This is a genomic window from Gallalistipes aquisgranensis (genome assembly GCF_014982715.1).
GTDB lineage: Bacteria > Bacteroidota > Bacteroidia > Bacteroidales > Rikenellaceae > Gallalistipes > Gallalistipes aquisgranensis.
On the sequence record NZ_JADCJY010000001.1, the window covers coordinates 780010 to 799013 of the forward strand.

Annotated in this window: 15 protein-coding genes and 1 tRNA gene; 8 read left to right on the forward strand and 8 right to left on the reverse strand. The window is 56.5% G+C overall.

All coding sequences use genetic code 11. The annotated features are described in order from the left end of the window. The first annotated feature begins 4 nt into the window (after positions 1 to 4). Positions 5 to 1309 (forward strand): threonine synthase, encoded by a 1305-nt coding sequence (gene thrC / locus INF32_RS02800; RefSeq protein WP_226386897.1) that lies wholly within the window; start codon positions 5 to 7, stop codon positions 1307 to 1309. Positions 1310 to 1357: 48 nt separating this feature from the next. Here the strand turns inward: thrC and INF32_RS02805 are convergent, their stop codons facing one another. From INF32_RS02805 to INF32_RS02815, 3 genes are all read right to left on the reverse strand, one after another. Next, a complete protein-coding gene (locus INF32_RS02805; protein WP_226386898.1) occupies positions 1358 to 2824 on the reverse strand; it encodes a hypothetical protein in 1467 nt (488 codons plus the stop codon). A gap of 77 nt (positions 2825 to 2901) precedes the next feature. Next, positions 2902 to 3369: a CYTH domain-containing protein gene (locus INF32_RS02810; protein ID WP_226386899.1), complete on the reverse strand. Its 468-nt coding sequence runs from the start codon at positions 3367 to 3369 to the stop codon at positions 2902 to 2904. 151 nt (positions 3370 to 3520) lie between these two features. Continuing rightward, positions 3521 to 4471, reverse strand: coding sequence for a mechanosensitive ion channel family protein (locus INF32_RS02815; protein ID WP_394368315.1), 951 nt, complete (start codon positions 4469 to 4471; stop codon positions 3521 to 3523). A gap of 173 nt (positions 4472 to 4644) precedes the next feature. On the opposite strand from INF32_RS02815, the gene INF32_RS02820 reads away from it, so the two are divergent. Next, entirely contained in the window at positions 4645 to 6057 is a 1413-nt protein-coding gene (locus INF32_RS02820; RefSeq protein WP_226386900.1) for an MFS transporter, read from the forward strand. A 57-nt stretch (positions 6058 to 6114) separates the two neighbouring features. On the opposite strand, the gene purT is transcribed toward INF32_RS02820, so the two are convergent. The 3 genes from purT to INF32_RS02835 form a co-directional block, all read right to left on the reverse strand. After that, the gene (gene purT, locus INF32_RS02825; RefSeq protein WP_226386901.1) at positions 6115 to 7308 is read right to left on the reverse strand and encodes a formate-dependent phosphoribosylglycinamide formyltransferase; all 1194 of its coding nucleotides are present in this window, start codon (positions 7306 to 7308) and stop codon (positions 6115 to 6117) included. Positions 7309 to 7399: 91 nt separating this feature from the next. Continuing rightward, complete coding sequence (locus tag INF32_RS02830; protein ID WP_226386902.1) at positions 7400 to 8353, reverse strand: FimB/Mfa2 family fimbrial subunit; 954 nt, start codon at positions 8351 to 8353, stop codon at positions 7400 to 7402. A gap of 50 nt (positions 8354 to 8403) precedes the next feature. Further along, positions 8404 to 10470, reverse strand: a complete 2067-nt coding sequence (locus INF32_RS02835; protein ID WP_226386903.1) for a cation:proton antiporter — start codon at positions 10468 to 10470, stop codon at positions 8404 to 8406. A gap of 181 nt (positions 10471 to 10651) precedes the next feature. Here INF32_RS02835 and INF32_RS02840 point away from each other — a divergent pair, with 181 nt between their 5' ends. From INF32_RS02840 to INF32_RS02860, 5 genes are all read left to right on the forward strand, one after another. Continuing rightward, positions 10652 to 10939, forward strand: a complete 288-nt coding sequence (locus tag INF32_RS02840; protein ID WP_226386904.1) for a YciI family protein — start codon at positions 10652 to 10654, stop codon at positions 10937 to 10939. Between the two features lie 138 nt (positions 10940 to 11077). Beyond that, complete coding sequence (gene ung / locus INF32_RS02845; RefSeq protein WP_226386905.1) at positions 11078 to 11740, forward strand: uracil-DNA glycosylase; 663 nt, start codon at positions 11078 to 11080, stop codon at positions 11738 to 11740. A 101-nt stretch (positions 11741 to 11841) separates the two neighbouring features. Beyond that, complete coding sequence (locus INF32_RS02850) at positions 11842 to 12138, forward strand: nitrous oxide-stimulated promoter family protein (RefSeq protein WP_226386906.1); 297 nt, start codon at positions 11842 to 11844, stop codon at positions 12136 to 12138. 303 nt (positions 12139 to 12441) lie between these two features. Continuing rightward, positions 12442 to 13431 (forward strand): BF3164 family lipoprotein, encoded by a 990-nt coding sequence (locus INF32_RS02855; protein WP_226386907.1) that lies wholly within the window; start codon positions 12442 to 12444, stop codon positions 13429 to 13431. 171 nt (positions 13432 to 13602) lie between these two features. Further along, positions 13603 to 16116: a TonB-dependent receptor domain-containing protein gene (locus INF32_RS02860; RefSeq protein WP_226386908.1), complete on the forward strand. Its 2514-nt coding sequence runs from the start codon at positions 13603 to 13605 to the stop codon at positions 16114 to 16116. Positions 16117 to 16280: 164 nt separating this feature from the next. On the opposite strand, the gene INF32_RS02865 is transcribed toward INF32_RS02860, so the two are convergent. Next, positions 16281 to 16356, reverse strand: a tRNA-Lys gene (locus INF32_RS02865). Between the two features lie 104 nt (positions 16357 to 16460). Beyond that, positions 16461 to 17717 (reverse strand): pseudouridine synthase, encoded by a 1257-nt coding sequence (locus INF32_RS02870; protein WP_226386909.1) that lies wholly within the window; start codon positions 17715 to 17717, stop codon positions 16461 to 16463. A gap of 83 nt (positions 17718 to 17800) precedes the next feature. Between INF32_RS02870 and INF32_RS02875 the strand changes: the two genes are divergently transcribed. After that, positions 17801 to 18994 (forward strand): MalY/PatB family protein, encoded by a 1194-nt coding sequence (locus INF32_RS02875; RefSeq protein ID WP_226386910.1) that lies wholly within the window; start codon positions 17801 to 17803, stop codon positions 18992 to 18994. The last annotated feature ends 10 nt before the right edge of the window (positions 18995 to 19004 follow it).

Below are 19004 nucleotides of genomic sequence, written 5' to 3' on the forward strand. Positions count from 1 at the left end.
CGTTATGTTGTATTACAGTACAGGTAAAAATGCGCCCGACGCCACGCTGGCCGAGGCCGTAACGCGGGGGCTCGCACCCGATCGGGGTCTCTATATGCCCCGCCGGATCGAACGCCTGCCCGATTCCTTCTTCGCAGGAATCGACCGTCTTTCGTTCCATGAAATCGCCTGCCGGGTGGCGGAAGCCTTTTTCGGGGAGGACATTCCCCGGGAGGAACTCGACCGGATCGTCTGCGATACGCTTTCGTTCGATACTCCCGTGGTGAAGGTGAGAGAAAGTATCTGGGCGCTTGAATTGTTCCACGGTCCCACGTTGGCCTTCAAGGATGTCGGGGCCCGTTTCATGGCCCGGATGCTGGCGCATTTCATCGCCCGGTCGGGACGGAGGGAGAAAGTTACCGTGCTGGTGGCCACATCGGGCGATACGGGAAGTGCCGTGGCCAACGGTTTCCTCGGGGTGGAGGGAATCGACGTGGTGGTGCTCTATCCCAAGGGGAAGGTGAGCGAAATCCAGGAGAAACAGTTCGCCACGCTCGGCCGGAACATTACGGCCCTGGAGGTGGACGGCACGTTCGACGACTGTCAGCGGTTGGTCAAAAGCGCTTTCCTGGACGGAGACCTTACGCGCCGGCTGACCCTCACTTCGGCCAATTCGATCAACGTGGCCCGCTTCCTTCCCCAGTCCTTCTACTATTTCCATGCCTATGCCCGGATGAAACGGGCGGGGGCGGCGGACCGTCTCGTCGTCTGCGTACCCAGCGGCAATTTCGGAAACATCACGGCCGGATTGTTCGCCGCACGCATGGGGCTGCCCGTGGCCCGTTTTATCGCGGCCAACAACCGGAACGACATCTTCCTGCAATATCTCGAAACGGGAGTCTACGCTCCCCGGCCTTCGGTAGCGACCGTGGCCAACGCCATGGATGTGGGCGATCCGAGCAATTTCGCCCGTATTCTCGATCTCTACGACGGTGACTGGCAGACGATCCGGTCGGAGATTTCGGGATACCGCTACGATGACGACCGGATACGGGCCGCTGTCGCCCGGGTAGACAGGGAGTGCGGTTATCTGCTCGACCCGCACGGCGCCTGCGGTTATCTGGCTCTGGAAGAGGGGCTGAAACCGGGAGAGACGGGGCTGTTCCTCGAAACGGCCCATCCTGCCAAATTCCGCGATACGGTGGAGCCCGTGATCGGCCGGAGCGTGGAGATTCCCGAGCGGTTGCGCCGTTTTATGGAGGGGGAGAAACTCTCCGTCGGAATATCTGCGGATTTCGGGGATTTCAAAGACTATCTGCTTTCCCGATAATATCCTGCCGCGTGATATGGCTTCGCGGACGCATACGGGCGCGCGTGCCTATTTCAGCTCTTCGATCTCCTGGATGCCGGTCCGGGTCAGTACGATCCGGTACCGTTTGTAATCGGTGCGGGCATCGTATTGGAACTGCATCACCAGGTTGAGGTAATAGACCTTGTCGCTGGCCGTGATCCGGGGCGTTCCCTCCGCATCCAGCGCGTAAATGGGAATCTGGGGGTTGTCCATCTTCTGTGTGAAGGAGTTCATGTGCAGCCGGATGATTTCATGGATGCCGGCGATGGAGTAGCGGTTCGAACCGCTCAGTTTCCTACGGTCGATCCGCACCATTTTGCGGTAGAGGATAATCTTCTCGTCGCTGATCCGGTTCTCCGCTTCGAGCAGGGGCGAACGGCTCCGTATCTCCATTACCTGCCGGGGAACCTTGCCGTCCGTAATGAAGTCCACGCCCTCTTTGCTCCATCCGATGGTATCTTCCTTGATGCCGATGGTCGTCTTGTTGTCGAAATAGCGGCTGCCGAGCCGGTGGGCGAAATAGTACCGCATCAGCTCCTTGATCCGGTCCTTGAGCATATAGCTCACCACCAGTGCCACGAACAGCGGCATGGTGAAATTGCCGTATTTCATCTGAAACGAAAAGGCCACAGTGGTAGCGAAGATCATCGACAGTCCCGCTGCCAGGCTGTAATAGACCTGTTCCACCCACACGGCGTCCTTCTTGCGGCGGGCGTTGAGGAAAAGATCGCTTTCTACGTATTTTTTCAGCACTCCGTGGCGGAACAGCAATGCCCTGTTGTGGTCCGGGCTTTCCGTCTCCGCGTTCAGGTATCCCTGCCTGCGGCGATACTCCTCTTCCTCCCTCACCAGTTTCGTGAGCGCTGCGATCCGTTCGGCGAACCGTGTCTCCGAAAGCGTCTGCAACCGTCGGATCAGCCGCAGGGTATGCTGTATCAGCAAATTGCTCATGAATTCGTCGCCGAACAGGAAGTAATCGAGCATCCGGGGCGGAACGGACGCTGTGTCGACCGTCTTTCGCTGCTCCCGGTAGCGGGACATGACGGTGCGGACCTGTGTGCGGTAACTCTCCGTGAGGTAGTCGATGTCTTCGGGAACGGTCGCCCCGAGGATATGCCGCACTTCGTCGCGTACGGAGCTTTTGAAGATGGCCGAAAACATTTTGATCTGGTACTCGTATTCGGCAGCGGCGGCTTTGGCGGGGGATTCGGCCAGTGATGCGAACGCTTCCCGCAGGTGGCGGAGGGGCACGGCTTCGCCCGATGCGATCTCCCCGAGCGGAAAGATGGGAGTGATGAGCCGGGTATTGGTGTTGACGTCGCGGTAGAACTGGGTTTTCGTGTAGGTGGCCGGATTGATGTCCAGACTGTTCGGCACGAAAATCCATGTGTTCATCCGGAACGTGTTTTCCGACAGGTCGTCGCCCCATGTGAGGAATCCGACCTTGAATTCCAGCGAAAACTTATCGTGGATTTTTACCTGTATCTCGATCATGACTTCCCTGCGGCATTGGTTCAGGTATGAAGGTACGAAATTTTAACCGTTCCGCCACGGACAGACGGACGGAATGTTCACCATTTCGTGTAGGGTTTCCGGCAGAGATAGGCGTTGTAGTAGCGTTTGTCTCCCGTGACCTCTTTGCCCAGCCATTCCGGTCTGTCGAACGGTTCGTTTTCGTCGGTCAGTTCGATCTCCGCCATTGTGAGCCCCTCGTTCTCTCCGAAGAATTCATCCACTTCGAACGTGTGACCTCCGAACGGGACGAAATGGCGGATCTTGTCGATCGACCCCGTCTCGCAAAGAGGCAGCAGCGCTTCGGCATCCGCGACCGGGATCGGGTGCTCCCATTCGAACCGGGTGGTCCCCGATGCGTTTCCCGCCCCTTTGACCGTCAGGAAGCCTTTGTCGTCGGCGATCCGTACACGTACCGAGCGTTCCGGAACCGAGCAGAGATAGCCCTGCACGATGCGGATGCTGTGGGAAACGTGGCTTTTGTAGTCGCCCGAGATCAGAAATTTCCGCTCTGTTTCCTGGTTCATATCTTATGGTTAAGGACAAGTAAAGATAATACAAATCCGGAATGTAACGAAATAGTCGGAAGGGATTCCCTGTGTCGGAAGTTCTCGTTCCGGGGAGAAGAGAAAGCCGGAACCGGAGCTCCGGTTCCGGCTTTTGTACGGAAGGGAGGGGTCAGGCTTTCGGAGCCTCCTGCGACAGGTGGACGTCCATTTGCGGGAACGGAATGCTGATTCCCTTTTCCGCGAAGGTTTTGTAGACTTTCTCGTTCAGGTCGAAATAGACGCTCCAGTAGTCCGGTGTGGCGGTCCAGGCCCGGACGACGATGTTGACCGAGCTGTCGCCCAGGCTGTGCAGGGCGATGAAATAGGCCGGGTCTTTCTGTACGCGCGGGTCTTTTTCCAGCAGGTCGGTCAGGATGGCTTTGGCTTCGTCGTAGCTGTCCCCGTAGGCGATGCCGAACATCCAGTCCACCCGGCGCCGTTCCTCTTTGGAGTAGTTGTTGACGATGCCCGTGGAGATGCCTCCGTTGGGGATGATGATGGTCTTGTTGTCCACCGTGTTGAGCACCGTGTTGAAAAGCCGTATCTCCTTGACCGTGCCGCTCTGTCCCTGTGCCTCGATGTAGTCGCCGACCCGGTAGGGTTTCAGAATGAGGATCATCACTCCGCCCGCGAAGTTCTGGAGTGTTCCGCTTAGGGCCATACCGACGGCCAGACCTGCCGAAGCGAAGAGGGCGACGAACGAGGTGGTGTCGATTCCCAGAATGCCGACGATAATGATGATAAGGAAGAGCGTCAGCGAAATCTGTACGAAACTTTGCAGGAACGACCGCAGGGATACGTCCACCTCCCGTTTTTCGAACAGCCGGGCCAAAAACCTGCGTACGGCCCGGATCAGCCAGCGGCCGATGAAGTAGATGACCAGGGCCACGAGGATTTTCAGCGCGATCTCCACGACGTTGCGCGTAACCATCTGTATGATGTCTTCCACGGACATGCTGGAGAGCTTTTCCAGTTTTTGTTCGAATTCGGCCTTGCGCACCGAATCGGGCACGACTTTGAGTTCCGGTACGGTGGCGGACTGTGCCAGAATGAACGAATAGGCGGAGGAGAGTAGGGACATGGCGGATAGTTTTAATTTTCAGTTTTATGGCAGATACAAAACGTATGCAAAGATAATAGAATCGGCCGGAGGGCGAAAATCTTTTACTCAAAAAGTACCTTTGTTTTTGCGGAGAGGCGTGGGATTCCCTCTCCCGGAGAAGGGGCGGAAAATCCCGAAACGAAACTGGTTCGATGAATGCGTGTGCGAATCTTGCTTCGGGCGGACCTGCGGACGGTCTGCCTGTCCCCCGGCGCTATTGGGCGATTCTCGCCATTGCGATGGGGATCACGCTTTCCGTGCTCGACGGGGCGATCGCCAATGTGGCCCTGCCGACCATCGCATCCGATCTGAATGCCAGCCCTGCCACCTCCATTTGGGTGGTGAACGCCTACCAGTTGGCTACGGTGGTCTCGCTGCTGTCGCTCTCTGCGCTGGGCGACATGATCGGGTACCGGAAAATCTATGTTTCCGGACTGGTCGTCTTCACCCTTGCCTCGCTGGCCTGTACCTTGTCGCGCTCGCTGGCGGCGCTCACGCTGGCCCGGATGCTGCAGGGGTTCGGTTCGGCGGCCATCGCCAGCGTCAACACCTCCCTGATCCGCGTTATCTATCCCCGGCACTTTCTGGGACGGGGAATGGGGATCAATGCATTGGTCGTGGCTGTCTCTTCGGCAGCAGGGCCCACGGTGGCCGCCGGAGTGCTCTCCGTCGCCTCGTGGCCGTGGCTTTTCGCCGTCAATCTGCCGGTGGGGGTTGCCGCGTTTGTGTTGAGTCGCCGGTTCCTGCCCGATAATCCCGTAAAAGTGAAAGGACGGCATTTCGACTGGCGGGACGGTGTGCTCAATGCCCTTACGTTCGGTCTGCTGATCGCTTCCATCGAAGGGTACGCCCATGGAATGGGTGTCGGACATATCGTTCCCGGAATCGCAGGAGCGTGTGTCGTGGGATATTTTTTCGTCCGCCGTCAGTTGCATAGTCCGTTTCCGATTCTGCCGCTCGATCTGCTGAGAATACCGATTTTCTCGCTCTCCATCCTCACTTCGGTCTGCTCGTTCCTGGCCCAGATGCTGGCGATGGTCTCCCTGCCGTTTTTCCTTCAGGGGGTGCTCGGGCGGGACGAGGTCGGCACGGGATTGCTGATGACGGCGTGGCCCGTGGCGATCGTGTTCACGGCTCCCGTGGCCGGTTTGCTCGTGGAACGCGTACATGCGGGAATTTTAGGGGCCGTCGGGCTGTCGATCTTCGCAGCCGGGCTGTTCTGCACCGCCTGCCTGCCCGCCGTTCCGACCGACGGGGCGATTCTCTGGCGGCTGGCTCTGTGCGGATTGGGTTTCGGGTTGTTCCAGTCGCCGAACAACAGCATCATCATCTCGTCGGCGCCGGCCGGCCGTAGCGGAGGGGCGAGCGGCATGCTGGCCACGGCGCGTCTGCTGGGGCAGACCACGGGAGCCGCGCTGGTTGCCCTCTTTTTTCATCTGTTCCCTGCGGAGGGCATGCATGTGTGCCTGTTCGTAGGAGGAACGCTGGCCGGGATCGGGGCTGTGGTCAGCAGTCTCCGGATCTCGCAGCCCCTGCCCGAGGCGTTGAGACGTCCCGGGAAATGAACGGAAAACGGGAACCGTGTATCCCGGTTCCCGTTCCTGTGAATCGAAAGGAAAAGGTTATTCCCTATCGTAGATATTTACCTGCAGTTTTGCCATCATACGTTCCGTCTTTTCCCGGGCTTCCCGCACGTCTTTCCCCCGGGCCAGCAGAACGGCCATGCGGCGGTGCCCCTGTACTTCCGGTTTGCCGAAAATACGCATTTGCGTCTCCGGTTCGGACAGCACATGGTCCAGATTGGCGAACTCCACCCGGTTCGAGTTGCCCTCCACGACCACTGCACGCGAGGCCGAAGGTCCATGGAACGCGATGTCGGGTATCGGCAGGCCGAGCACGGCACGCACGTGCAGGGCGAATTCCGAAAGGTCCTGTGAGATCATCGTCACCATGCCCGTGTCGTGCGGACGGGGGGATACCTCGCTGAAGATCACCCGGTCGCCCTGTACGAAAAGCTCCACCCCGAACAGTCCCCGGCCTCCCAGCGCATCGGTCACCTTGCGGGCGATTTCTCTGGCCTGCTCCCGTGCCTGAGGGGTCATGGGCTGCGGCTGCCACGATTCGCGGTAGTCGCCGTCTTCCTGATGGTGTCCGATTGGTTCCAGGAACGACGTGCCTCCTGCATGGCGCACGGTGAGCAGCGTGATTTCGTAGTCGAATCTGACGAATCCCTCCACGATCACCTTGCCGGCTCCGGCACGTCCCCCTTCCTGGGAATAGGCCCATGCCCGGGCCGTGTCTTCAGGTCCCCTGACCACGCTTTGTCCGTGGCCCGACGAACTCATCACCGGTTTGACCACACAGGGATAGCCGATCTCGGCGACCGCCCGGTCGAATTCCTCCCGTGTGGAGGCGAAACGGTAGGGCGATGTGGGCAGGCCCAATTCTTCGGCTGCCAGCCTGCGGATACCCTCCCGGTTCATGGTGAGCCGGGTGGCCCGGGCCGTCGGAATGACATTGAATCCTTCCTTCTCCAGCTCGACGAGTGTGTCGGTGGCGATCGCCTCGATTTCGGGAATGATGTAGTCGGGTTTTTCCCTTTCGATGATCTCCCGCAGGCTTTTGCCATCGAGCATGGACACCACGTAAGAGCGGTGGGCGACCTGCATGGCGGGTGCGTTTTCGTATTTGTCCAGCGCCACGACCTCCACTCCGAAACGTTGGAGTTCGATGGCGACCTCTTTGCCCAGTTCGCCCGCTCCGCAAAGCAGTGCCTTGCGTCCGACGGACGTGAATGGGGTGCCTATTTTCACCATGATTTTCCTGTTTAGGTTTTTTCAGTGCCCCAAAGATAGAAAATCCTGGTTAAAAATATTCTGCCGAGCCGGTTTTTCCGCGGGTTCCGTGTCAGATGTCGATCGACTCGTCCGACTCGTCCCAGTTGCCTATTTCGAAATCGCTGCCTGTCGACGAGGAAGAGTAGATCTCTCCGATTTCGATCGTCAGGTTGCGCATGTTGTTGCGCGACAGCGGAGAGGTCAGCCGGGACTGATAGGTCTTGATGTCTCCGTTTTCGAGTGTCAGGACGATCGTCAGGAGCGGATCGGGGCCCGTGGGGAAGAAGGTGACCCGGTTGTAGGCGCTGTACCGGCTCGGACTGAACTTGAGCGGTACGGCGACTGTCTTGGTCATGTCGCTCGGTTCGCCCGTGGTTACGTCGAGCCATTGCGCTACCGAACCGACCGTGACGAGAATACTCTCTATGGCCGGGTCGATCTGCTTTCCGTCTTTCGACGTGAGGATGACGTTAAGACCCGTGACGACCCGTTGCAGGTTCGTCCCGATGTTCTGTTCTCCGATGTGTATCTCCTGGGTGGCGAACACGTAATCGGGAGTGTTCCAGTAGAGCGTGTCCGGCGATGTCTTTTTTCTCAATCCGTATTTCTGTTGGGATAGGTCGGCACCCAGCGTCAGGGCCGGACTGTGGATTTCGGGGTAGGTGATGACCGTGTCGGGCGGCAGGGTCTGTCCCCAGTAGATCAGATTGTAGGTGCCCACCGGCAGCAGAAGCTGTGCGGACGGGGCTTCGGGATGGATGCTGCCTGCATTGATGAGATAGGAGGCCGGGAATACCTGTCTTTTGGGGATGGCTCCCCGGTAGTTCCCGTAATAGGTGTAGGTTCCCTGCGTACAGGGGTAGATTTCCAGATAACCCGTGAAGGGCGATTGCGCCTGGGTGATTCGTACCCGGGGACTGACCAGTTGCGCGGTGCTGTGTCCCCACTCCTTTTCTTTCGTGTTGTCGTCGGAACATGCTGCCAACAGTAGCGGCAGCATGAACAGGGTGATGCCTTTTTTCATGTTCCTGCATGTAATGGTTTCGGAGAGTTACATGCAAGAGGTGTGCCGCATCAGACGTAATAGCGGTTTTCTTCCGGTTTGTCTCCCTGCGCAGGGAAAAGCAGGATGAAGCTGTTGTCTGCGAAATAACGGTTCAGGTAGGCCGGAATCCGGTTCATGGCCGGGTGGAACGAGGGTTTGTCCCGGCGGCTGAGAATGGTCCAGATCATATCGTCCGTGCGGATGTCGCGCGAGAGGATCAGGAAATCTTCCCAGCCGGGGAAATCTTCCATTTCGGCGTCGATGGGATGGCGTTCGCAGATCTCTTTCAGGCTGTTTTGAGTGGCGGAGTCGGCATAGAAGACGATTTTGGCCCCCGTGCTGGAGGCAAGCTGCCAGAGCTTGCGGAGCCAGAGCGTGAATCCGATCTCCTTTTCCGCCCGTTCGGGAACGACGATCAGATGGCGTTTTACCGTCGAGAGAGGCTGTACGGGACGATAGACGAAGGTTGTGACATTACTCTGCGAAATGATCCATTCGATATGGCGCAGCGGATTCGGCTGCTCCGGATTGTCTGTCGGCATACCCATGATCAGGTCGGTGATCCGGTGCTCTTTGGCTACGCTGACGATGGCGTTCGTGCTGCTCAGGTCGTACCGGAGCAGTTCGTGCAGATAGGTATCCGTGGCGGCAGCCGTCTTGGCGGCTTCCGAGAGTATCTTCCCGGCCTTTTTGACGGCGTTCTCGTCGGTGGACTGGTTGTCCACCACGTTGATGGCATACAGGTCGGACGTGTTGCTTTTGGCTTTGAGGGCCGTGCTGAGATTGATCAGTTCGCCGACGGTGTTTTCATTGCTGACCGAGATCAGGATGCGTTCGTGTCCCTCCTTGCCCGAGTCGTGGCGGGATACGTCTGTGAGGGCCAGGTTCTGGGCCCCTTTCTGAGTGGCGAACGAAGAGATGATGCACGAGACGAGAATCATCAGAATCGTGCCGTTGAGTACGCTGTCGTTCAGCAGGCGGATCGGTTCCCCGTCGTCTCCGGTGCCCAGTACCACGTTGTAGCCTACGGTCACGATGGCCAGCGTGGCGGCCACATGGGCGTTGCTCATGCCGAAGATGACCCTGCGCTGGTCCGCCGACAGGCGGAATGTCTTCTGGGTGAGCCACGCGGCCGTGAATTTGGCTCCCGTCGCCGTGGCGATCATGATGGCGCCCACTTCGAGCGTCTCCCAGCCGCTGAAAAAGGCCCGGTAGTCGATCAGCATGCCCACGCCGAGCAGGAAGAAGGGGATGAAGATGGCGTTGCCCACGAACTCGATCCGGTTCATCAGCGGCGATGTGCTCGGGATCAGCCGGTTCATCGCCATGCCGGCGAGAAAGGCCCCGATGATGGCTTCGATTCCGGCTACCTGGGCCAGGAACGCGCCGAGGAAAACCATCGCCAGGACGAAGACGAACTGGGAGATATTGTCCTTGCAGCGTTTGAAAAACCAGCGTCCGATGATCGGGAAGACCAGCATGACCAGCAGACCGAAGATCACGACCGAGGCCCCCAGCCTGATCCAGAACATTTCAGTCACCTCGCCTCCGGCCATCCCCACGATGATGGTCAGTACCAGCAGGGCCAGCGTGTCGGTGATGACCGTGCCTCCTACGGTGAGGTTGACCGAGATGTCCTTGCTCACTCCGAGCCGGCTGACGATCGGGTAGGTGATCAGGGTGTGGGAGGAGAAGATACTGCCGAAGAGGATCGACGACAGGAGCGAGAAGTGGAGCAGGTAGTGGCTGATCAGGAAACCCAGCGTGAGGGGGACGCAGAAGGTGAAAAGGCCGAACACAAGGCTCTTGTTGCTGTTTTTCTTGAAGTCGTTCAGGTCGATTTCGAGCCCGGCCAGGAACATGATGTAGAGCAGGCCGGCTGTTCCGGAGAGGATGATGCTGCTATCGCGCAGGATAAGGTTGAAACCGTGCGGACCGATGACGGCCCCTGCGATGATGAGTCCCAGCAGTTGCGGGATTTTGAGTTTGTTCAGCAATAGAGGGGTCAGCAGAATGATAATCAGTATGATGAGAAATTTCAGTACGGGGTCTGCGATCGGCAGGGTAATGGGAGGCATGGTGAGTAATGTGGACATAGACTTCCTTGTTCTCTTTTTATTGTATAGAAATATTCGCTATAAATATACCGAATTTTTCCGGAATTCCAATCGGGCGTTGCGGAATATAAATCATAACACGGATAAGGGTTGCGGTATCATCTCCGGGAATATTTCCTATCTTTGCAATCGTATAGGAAAAAATCAAATCTTTCCGATTATGTATCTGATATTCGTGAATTATAAGAAGCCGCTGGCCGAAGTGGAGAAATACGTGGACGCCCACCGCTCCTATCTGGACCGGTATTACGGGACGGGCGAACTGGTCTGCTCCGGTCCCCGCAATCCCCGCGTGGGTGGAATCATTCTCTGCCGGGCGGAAAACATGAAGGCCGCCAAAGCGATCACGCTCGGCGATCCTTTCTATCTGAACGGCATCGCAGACTATGAAATCATCGAATTCGATCCGGTCAAACGGGCGCCCGGATTCGAGCAGTTCATAGAGTAGGATGCTCCGTTCCGCCCGAAAGGGTGGGCGGCCCCGTCGGAGACCGAACAATCCGTATCCTGGCCGGATACGGATTTCCTGTTTGCAGACACGGGGAATGATTTCTATCTTTATTTCCCAGTTAAGGTCATCGGTTTTATGCAGGTAAAAATTGAAGAGAGTTGGCGTGCCCGTTTGCAGCCCGAATTCGATAAGCCCTATTTCGAAAAATTGACGGCTTTCGTCCGGGAGGAATATGCGAGACATACGGTGTTCCCGCGCGGCGGGGCGATCTTCCATGCGTTCAACACATGTCCGTTCGACCGGGTGAAGGCGGTGATTTTGGGGCAGGACCCCTATCACGAACCGGGACAGTATTACGGGCTCTGTTTTTCCGTGATGGACGGTGTGCCGTTTCCGCCTTCGCTGGTCAATATTTTCCGGGAAGTCTCGTCCGATCTGGGAAAACCGATACCGGTGTCGGGTCGTCTGGAGCGCTGGGCGGATCAGGGCGTACTGCTGATCAATGCGATCCTGACGGTCAGGGCCCATCAGGCCGGTTCCCATCGCGGACACGGTTGGGAGGAGTTTACCGATGCCGTGATCCGTTGTATCAACGACCAGCGGGAGCATGTCGTCTTTATGCTTTGGGGGGCTTATGCCCAGAGGAAAGGCGCTTTTATCGACCGTACGCGCCATTTGGTGCTTACCGCCCCTCATCCTTCGCCGCTCTCTGCCGACCGGGGGTTTTTCGGCTGCCGCCATTTCAGCCGGGCGAATGCCTACTTCCGGGCGAACGGGCTTCCCGAAATAGATTGGTGACGCTGCTTCGGAGGGCGGGCTGTTGCCGGATTTTCCTATCTTTGCGGCGGGGTTCGGTCCATGCCGCCGGCACGGACCGGAAAAATCGGAAAGGAGCGGGTATGACAAGCCGGATCGAACGGGAGAAAACTACCGTGAAGTGCATGATTGCCTTGTATTGCCGGAAGAAGGAGCGGAACGCGACGCTCTGCGACGACTGCCGGCGGTTGACGGAGTATGCCCTCGCCCGTCTCGATGCATGTCGTTGCGGGGAAAATAAACCGGCCTGCAAAAAATGTCCGCATCATTGTTACGCGGGGCACTATCGGGTGAAAATCCGGGAGGTCATGCGGTTCTCCGGTCCGCGGATGATGTTGTATCATCCGCTTGCGGCCCTCCGGCATTTCCTGAAAAGATAATTCGACGGGCTGACGTTGCGGAGTGTGTCCGGATCGGTAGGTCCGGATTTTCGTTTTGTCGGACGGGATGTTCTGTGTTTTTGCCCTGCGTTTTTTTGCGAATTTATAGGATTGTTGCCGGGTAATTTTTATATTTGTTTAAGAGGGGAATGTGTCGCATGTCTGATTGGCGAAGTGAAGAGATGGTTTTGTTAAATTTTTCTGCAAAATTCATGGGTAATGGTTGTCCTTTTTGCTTTTATAAGTTTGTGTGCGGCTGTTCTTGCTGTACCTTGCGTCCAGGCCCAGACCTATGGTCCGCCTGTGTATGAGACGGTATATACGCCCCGGGTCGAGCGGATAGAGGCTATTCCTGAAGAACAGTATGTGGCTCTGGCCGTATATAAGGATATGCTGGTCGCAGGCGGATATGTGAACGGCTGTATGCTTCATCTGTTCGATCGTGAAAGCGGCGAGTATGTCACCGGTTTTGCCCGGGCGGGTAATGATGCGGGAGAGTTTTCTGCCCGTCCCTTTTTTCAGGCGGACGAAAAGTCGGGACGGCTGACGGTCGTTCCCGCAGGCACCCGGCGGGTGATCGTGTACGATTTGGAGAAGATATTGGATGAACAGCCTGCTGTCAGCGGGGAATTCACTTTCCGTTTCCCGCTGAATATTTACAATGCAGTCCTTTCGGAGCGGGGATTGCTGGCCAATGGGGCCTGTGCGTCCGATTCGCTGCGTTTCAGAATGGGCTTCGTCGATCCGGAAAGTATGTCTGTGAAGTGGTCGTCCGTTTATGCGGATATTCCTTTTCCGTATTCCGACGGAATCGAATACCGGATAAAACGCAATCTGGCCGGGTCGATGTTTGCCTGGCATTTCAATCCCGAACGGCGCAGGATCGTTGCGGGAAGCGGTTACGGAATGGTTCTCGAAATTTTCGATGTCGATTCGGTGGTGAAACCGGCTGCCGTCCGGTATTTTCTGGATGCCGGCTCTTACGGTGTGGAACACCGGACCGCCCTTTTCCCGGTGATTGTCCCGACCGGCGAAACCGTTTTGGGATATAGATGGATCACCTCTTCGGACCGCTATATTTACACGCTCAATTTTTGCGACCGAAACGGCAGGAGACTTGGCAATGGGATGTCGGAGATCAGCGTTTTCGATTGGCAGGGGAATCCCGTTGCTCTCCTGGAGGGATTGCCGCATCTGTCGTGTATTGCTTCCGGAAGAGATGGCTGCTTGTTCGGAATTGTTCAGCCGGAAGACAGGTCGACGCGTTATATCGTAAGGATAAGAACAAAATAACGGGTCATGGGATAGAGTGGTTGCCCGTGTTGTCGGCGGCGAGGATCGGGGTGTCGACGGAATGGACGGGCGTCAGATTCCGACCATGATATGAATATTGTCGGCGAGACTGCCGGTGGTGATGTTCGGGCACTTGACAGGCAATATCATAGATATAAAAAAATTGATTCGATGCGCATCTGTTACCGGTTGCTGTTGTTGGGAATATGCCTGTCCGTGGGTGTTGCCTCTCGGGCCCAGGTGGAGGTTTTCGTACCGGTGGGGACGCCTGTGGTCAACGCCGATATGGTGGATGGACAGAAGGATAAACTGAAAAGAAGTTTTTCGGTTTCCGGCCGGCTGGTCGATTCGGTATATCATACGCCGATCCCTTTTGCCGGAGTCGTCCTTCTCGATACGATGGGCGTGCGGACGATCGCCCAATCCATATCCGACGAGGCGGGGCGGTTCACCGTGCGGGTCGATGATTCGGGGACATACCTGTTGCGGATCATCGTTTTCGGAAATATGCCCTGGCAAAAGAGAGTCAGACTCAGTTTGCGCCACCGCAAGATCGAACTCGGTGACCTTGCGTTCCGTTATGTCGTCGGAATTGATTCCGTGTCGGTTACGACGGTCAAGAAATTGATCCGTGTGGACATGGACAAGATCGTGTACAACGTGGCGGACGATCCTTTCGCCAAGGGCGCCCCTCTGTTCGACGTCATGCGGAGCGTTCCGCTGGTTTCGACGGACGGCCAGGACGAACTGACGCTGAACGGTCAATCGAATTTTCTGGTTTTGGTCGACGGAAAGCGGAATGCGATTTTCAAGGGAAAGGGATTCGCCCTCTCCTCGGTCATGAAGGCTTATCCGGCGGATGCCGTGGAAAGTATCGAGGTCATGACGATTCCTCCGCCCCGGTATGAGGCGGAGGGGATCGGCGGGGTTATCAATGTCGTCACGAAACGCAGTAAGGTGAACGGGTATTCGGTCGGGGTGAATACGTTGGCGACCTCGTTGGGGACGTTGAGTGCAGGCGCGACCGCCATGTTGAAATACGACCGGTTCTCCATGTCTTTGTTCGGCTCCGTTTCCCGGAACGACACGGGCATGGCCGAATCATGGACGGAGCGGGAAAATTTCGGTTCCGATCGGAATCGGCTGTGGTCGAATTACCACAGGAATGACCAGCGGGAAAGAAGCCTGTTCGGAATTCTCCATATGAGTTACGATATAGATTCTCTGCGGTTGCTGACTGCCGGGGTGGATTTCGGCCATACGGAGACCCGGGCCGACCGGTCCGGCGTCGCCGGGATTTACGACCGGTCCGGGTTGCTGACCCGCAGATACGATACGTATGACGATGTGAAGTCCCCTTCTCCCCGGCTGACCGTCAATGTCGAATACCAGCGTTCCTTTCGGAAAAAGGAACGGATGCTGACGTTCGCCTATCTGTTCGATCGGAGTGCCGATAGGGCGGATGATCTCCGTACATTGATAGATTTTGTCGTAACGGGATCGGATATCCGGAGGGACAGGTCCCATACGCTCTCTTTCGAGCATACGGGACAGGTAGACTATTCCGATGTGTTCAACCGCCGGCACGAGTTGAGTGCAGGAGGAAAGTACATCTGCCGCAGGTATGCAACGGGATCGTCCCGGGATTTGTTCGATGCGGCCGGTAACGTTTGGTCTAAAGACCCGTCTTATGTGGCCGACAGGCTCGGTTACGTACAGCAGATATTTTCAGGATACGGAAATTATACGCTGAAGGGAAGTAAATTCGGAGGCCGGATCGGATTTCGGGCGGAATATGCCGATAATGATGCCCGGGCGGGAACCGGCGAACAGGAAAACCGTTTTTCGAACGCCTTTTTCAACTTCATGCCGAACGTTTCCTTTTATTTCGTCCTGTCCGGAAGCCAGAATCTCAATGCCGGATATACCCACCGGGTCGGACGTCCGTCGGTGTCGATGCTCAATCCGTACAGGAATGATGCCGACCCGTCCTATATCTATTACGGCAATCCCGATCTGGAACCGGAATCGGCACACACTTTCAACGTGCAATGGGGATATTACCGGCAGAGGCATGCGATGTCGCTCACCTTTTCTTCGGTCCTGTGCAACAATAAAATCTTCTATTACGCCCGAGATCATGGGGACGGGGTGAAGGAGATGACCTATGGCAATGTCGGCAAAAAGAACGATTTTATGCTCTATTTTTACTATACTTATCGGACGGGCAGGAATTTCGAATGTGGGATAAACGGGCATTACGGGTATACCCGTTTGGGCGACAGGACGAATTCCGACAGTTTCAATTCCGGTTGGCACGGGGCCCTGAACTTCCGTATCCGGACGGCTTTGTGGAAGAATGCCGGGATCAACGGTTTTGCCACCTATTTGTCCGATAATATCCTTCTGCAAGGAGAGCGGAGTTCCTGCCCGAGCTATTCCCTTCAGTTATATCAGAATTTCCTGGAGAACCGATTGCGGGTATCTGCGACTGCGGCACAGTTTTTCAATCAATATTATACGACGGACGGCACTACCGAGACTTCGGAATTCCGGGAGGTGTCGGAATTCCGACGCCGGGCCCGCTTTTTCAACCTGGCGGTTTCGTTCACTTTCGGGAAGATGGATGAGAAAGTCAAAAAATCCGGCAGGGCGATTCTGAACGATGATTTGATCACGCAGTGATACGTATTGTTCTGAAAAAACGATAGTGTATGATCCTGTTTTTCTGCAACGAAAGATGCGGGAGAGCGGTCGGCCTTGCGGAAACGGGGTTCGGGGAAGAGGCGAATGCGGTGTCCGAAAATGAAAACCCTGATTATCTTGATAGATAATCAGGGTTTTCATTTTGGTGGATCGTCAGGGGCTCGAACCCTGGACCCCAACATTAAGAGTGTCGTGCTCTACCAGCTGAGCTAACGATCCGTCCGTTGCCCAAAGAAGACCGGATGGTTTTCAATAGCGGATGCAAAGGTAGCTATTTTTGTGCTATTTCCAAATTTTCCGGCGAAAAAAATCGGTAAAATGCACTATTCGTACTCTCCCGACTTGAGCATCGCCACTTCGCGCGGAGTCAGAAAACGCCATGCACCCCGTTTGAGGCTCTTTTTGGTCAGCCCTGCGAAGTATACCCGGTCGAGTTTCTGCACCTTGTAGCCGAAGTATTCGAAAATACGGCGCACGATACGGTTGCGTCCCGAGTGGATTTCGATACCGATCTCCTTGTGGTTGTCCTTCACGTAGCTGATCTCGTCGGCGAAGATGGGACCGTCTTCCAGTTCCACTCCCTGAGCGATCTGTTCCATGTCGGCTTTGGTGAGGGGTTTGTCGAGCGATACTTGGTATATCTTCTTTTTGGAGTAGGAGGGGTGGGTGAGCCGTTTGGTCAGATCGCCGTCGTTGGTGATGAGCAGGACCCCCACACTGTTTTTGTCCAGTCGTCCCACGGGATAGACCCGTTCGGTGCAGGCGCCCTTGACGAGGTCCATGACCGTTTTGTCGGCGTGCGGATCGTCCAGTGTCGTGACGAACCCTTTGGGTTTGTTCATCAGGATGTACACTTTCTTCTCGCCCCGCACGATACTGTCGTTGAAACGCACTTCGTCATCGGGGGAGACTTTGCTGCCCAGCTCTGTCACTACCACACCGTTGACCGTCACCACTCCCGCCGTGATGTAGTCGTCCGCTTCCCGGCGGGAACAGAGACCGGACATGGCCAGGAACCGGTTCAACCGGATAGGTTTGTCCTGTTTCGGAGCGGCGAACCGGGGATAGTCTCCGTCTTTTTTCGGTTTGTCGAAGCGTTTGCCTCCCGTCTGTTTTTTCCATTCCCCGCTCTTTTTCCTGTCGCCGTAGGGTTTGCCCGTTCGTTCCGGGTCGTTCCGGTCGCGCCATCCGTGGCCCGCTCCCTCGTCCCTGCGGAAATGTTCCCGTGCGGGTTTGCCTTTCCAATCCTTCTCTTCGTATGGTTTTCGTGTCGTACGGGCGTTCCCGTCCTCTTTCGGATAAGGCTTCCCGTTATCTTTCAGCCGGTTGTCTTTCGTGAAATTGGGGTTGAAAGAGCGGCGCGGACGCTCGCCTTCCTCTCTGTCGTGCCTCGGATAATCGGGCCGGGTGTCCCGGGATATCCGCTCCACGCGCTTGACACCCGTGCGTGTCCGTTTGTCCTTGGTAAAGGAGGCGTAGCTTCCTTCGCGGCGGTCTGAATCTTCCCGATGGAGACCGTCTCCATTCCGCTCCCCGAACTCTTTCGTGCGGGGTTTGTCTTTCGGATTGAAATTTCTCATGTGTGGTTGTGTGTTAAAAGTGGTCAAAGGTAAGGTTTATTTTGTTATATTTGTACAGGTTTCGAATTTAATTCTCAATCTGCATGTCTGTTATGGAGTACGATTTCGACCGGGTGGTCGTCCGTGAAGGGACCCGTTGCGAAAAATACGACAGCCGGGAAGAGATTTTCGGCCGGGCCGATGTGATTCCGCTTTGGGTGGCGGACATGGATTTCGAAGTGGCTCCGTTCATCACGGAGGCCATTATGCGCCGGGCCGCCCATCCTGTTTACGGTTACGAGTTCCGGGGCTCCGGATTTTACGATTCCGCTGCCGGCTGGATCGCCCGCCGGGGCGGATGGAACGTCGAGCCCGGATGGATGAATTTTACTCCGGGGGTCGTTTCCGGTCTGGTTTGCGCGATGCGGGCCGTTACGCAGGAGGGCGATAGGGTGGTGATCCAGCCTCCGGTCTATCCTCCGTTCGCCCGTGTGACGAAGTCCAACGGGCGCCGTCTGGTCGAGAATCCGCTTCGGGAGACGAACGCGGGATATGAAATGGATTTCGACGATCTCGACCGGAAGCTGAACGGGGCGAAAGCGTTGCTTCTCTGCAATCCCCAGAACCCTACCGGGCGTGTCTTTACGCGCAGAGAACTGGAGCGGGTGGGGGAGTTGTGCATAAGGCATGATGTGGTTTTGATTTCGGACGAGATTCATTGCGACCTGATTCAAAAACCATACCAGCACATACATATAGCGTCTCTTTCGGATGAGTTGGCCCACAGGACGATAACGCTGGTGGCTCCGAGCAAGACCTTCAATCTGGCAGGTCTCTCCACGTCGCTGGCCGTGATTCCCGATCCGTCGCTCCGGAGGCGGTTCCGGGCCGAGTTCGACAGGATGCACATAGACCAGGGGAACGTTTTCGGCACGGCTGCGCTCGAAGCCGCCTACCGGCAGGGTGACGAATGGCTGGACCGGCTGTTGGAGTATGTGAGGGGGAATATGGAGTATGTGACGGAATTTTTCGCCCGGCATATTCCTTCCGTGAAGACCCGGCCGAGCGAAGGAACCTATATGATGTGGCTCGATTTTCGTGCCTGGGGGCTCTCTCCGCAGGAGTTGTGGCATTTTCTCGTCTTCGAGGCGGGGTTGGGTCTGAATGAAGGGGCCCGGTTCGGCACGGGAGGCGAAGGGTTCATGCGGATCAATCTGGCCACCCGCCGGGCACTGGTCGAACAAGCCATGTCGCAACTGGAAACGGCTTGCCGGAAACGGGGTCTGACAGGGGTGTGACGGCTTTCTT

Coding starts and splice junctions, on each gene's coding strand:
- thrC (WP_226386897.1), top strand. CDS start 5: ATGTTGTATTACAGTACAGGTAAAAATGCGCCCGACGCCACGCTGGCC.
- INF32_RS02805 (WP_226386898.1), bottom strand. CDS start 2,824: ATGATCGAGATACAGGTAAAAATCCACGATAAGTTTTCGCTGGAATTC.
- INF32_RS02810 (WP_226386899.1), bottom strand. CDS start 3,369: ATGAACCAGGAAACAGAGCGGAAATTTCTGATCTCGGGCGACTACAAA.
- INF32_RS02815 (WP_394368315.1), bottom strand. CDS start 4,471: ATGTCCCTACTCTCCTCCGCCTATTCGTTCATTCTGGCACAGTCCGCC.
- INF32_RS02820 (WP_226386900.1), top strand. CDS start 4,645: ATGAATGCGTGTGCGAATCTTGCTTCGGGCGGACCTGCGGACGGTCTG.
- purT (WP_226386901.1), bottom strand. CDS start 7,308: ATGGTGAAAATAGGCACCCCATTCACGTCCGTCGGACGCAAGGCACTG.
- INF32_RS02830 (WP_226386902.1), bottom strand. CDS start 8,353: ATGAAAAAAGGCATCACCCTGTTCATGCTGCCGCTACTGTTGGCAGCA.
- INF32_RS02835 (WP_226386903.1), bottom strand. CDS start 10,470: ATGTCCACATTACTCACCATGCCTCCCATTACCCTGCCGATCGCAGAC.
- INF32_RS02840 (WP_226386904.1), top strand. CDS start 10,652: ATGTATCTGATATTCGTGAATTATAAGAAGCCGCTGGCCGAAGTGGAG.
- ung (WP_226386905.1), top strand. CDS start 11,078: ATGCAGGTAAAAATTGAAGAGAGTTGGCGTGCCCGTTTGCAGCCCGAA.
- INF32_RS02850 (WP_226386906.1), top strand. CDS start 11,842: ATGACAAGCCGGATCGAACGGGAGAAAACTACCGTGAAGTGCATGATT.
- INF32_RS02860 (WP_226386908.1), top strand. CDS start 13,603: ATGCGCATCTGTTACCGGTTGCTGTTGTTGGGAATATGCCTGTCCGTG.
- INF32_RS02870 (WP_226386909.1), bottom strand. CDS start 17,717: ATGAGAAATTTCAATCCGAAAGACAAACCCCGCACGAAAGAGTTCGGG.
- INF32_RS02875 (WP_226386910.1), top strand. CDS start 17,801: ATGTCTGTTATGGAGTACGATTTCGACCGGGTGGTCGTCCGTGAAGGG.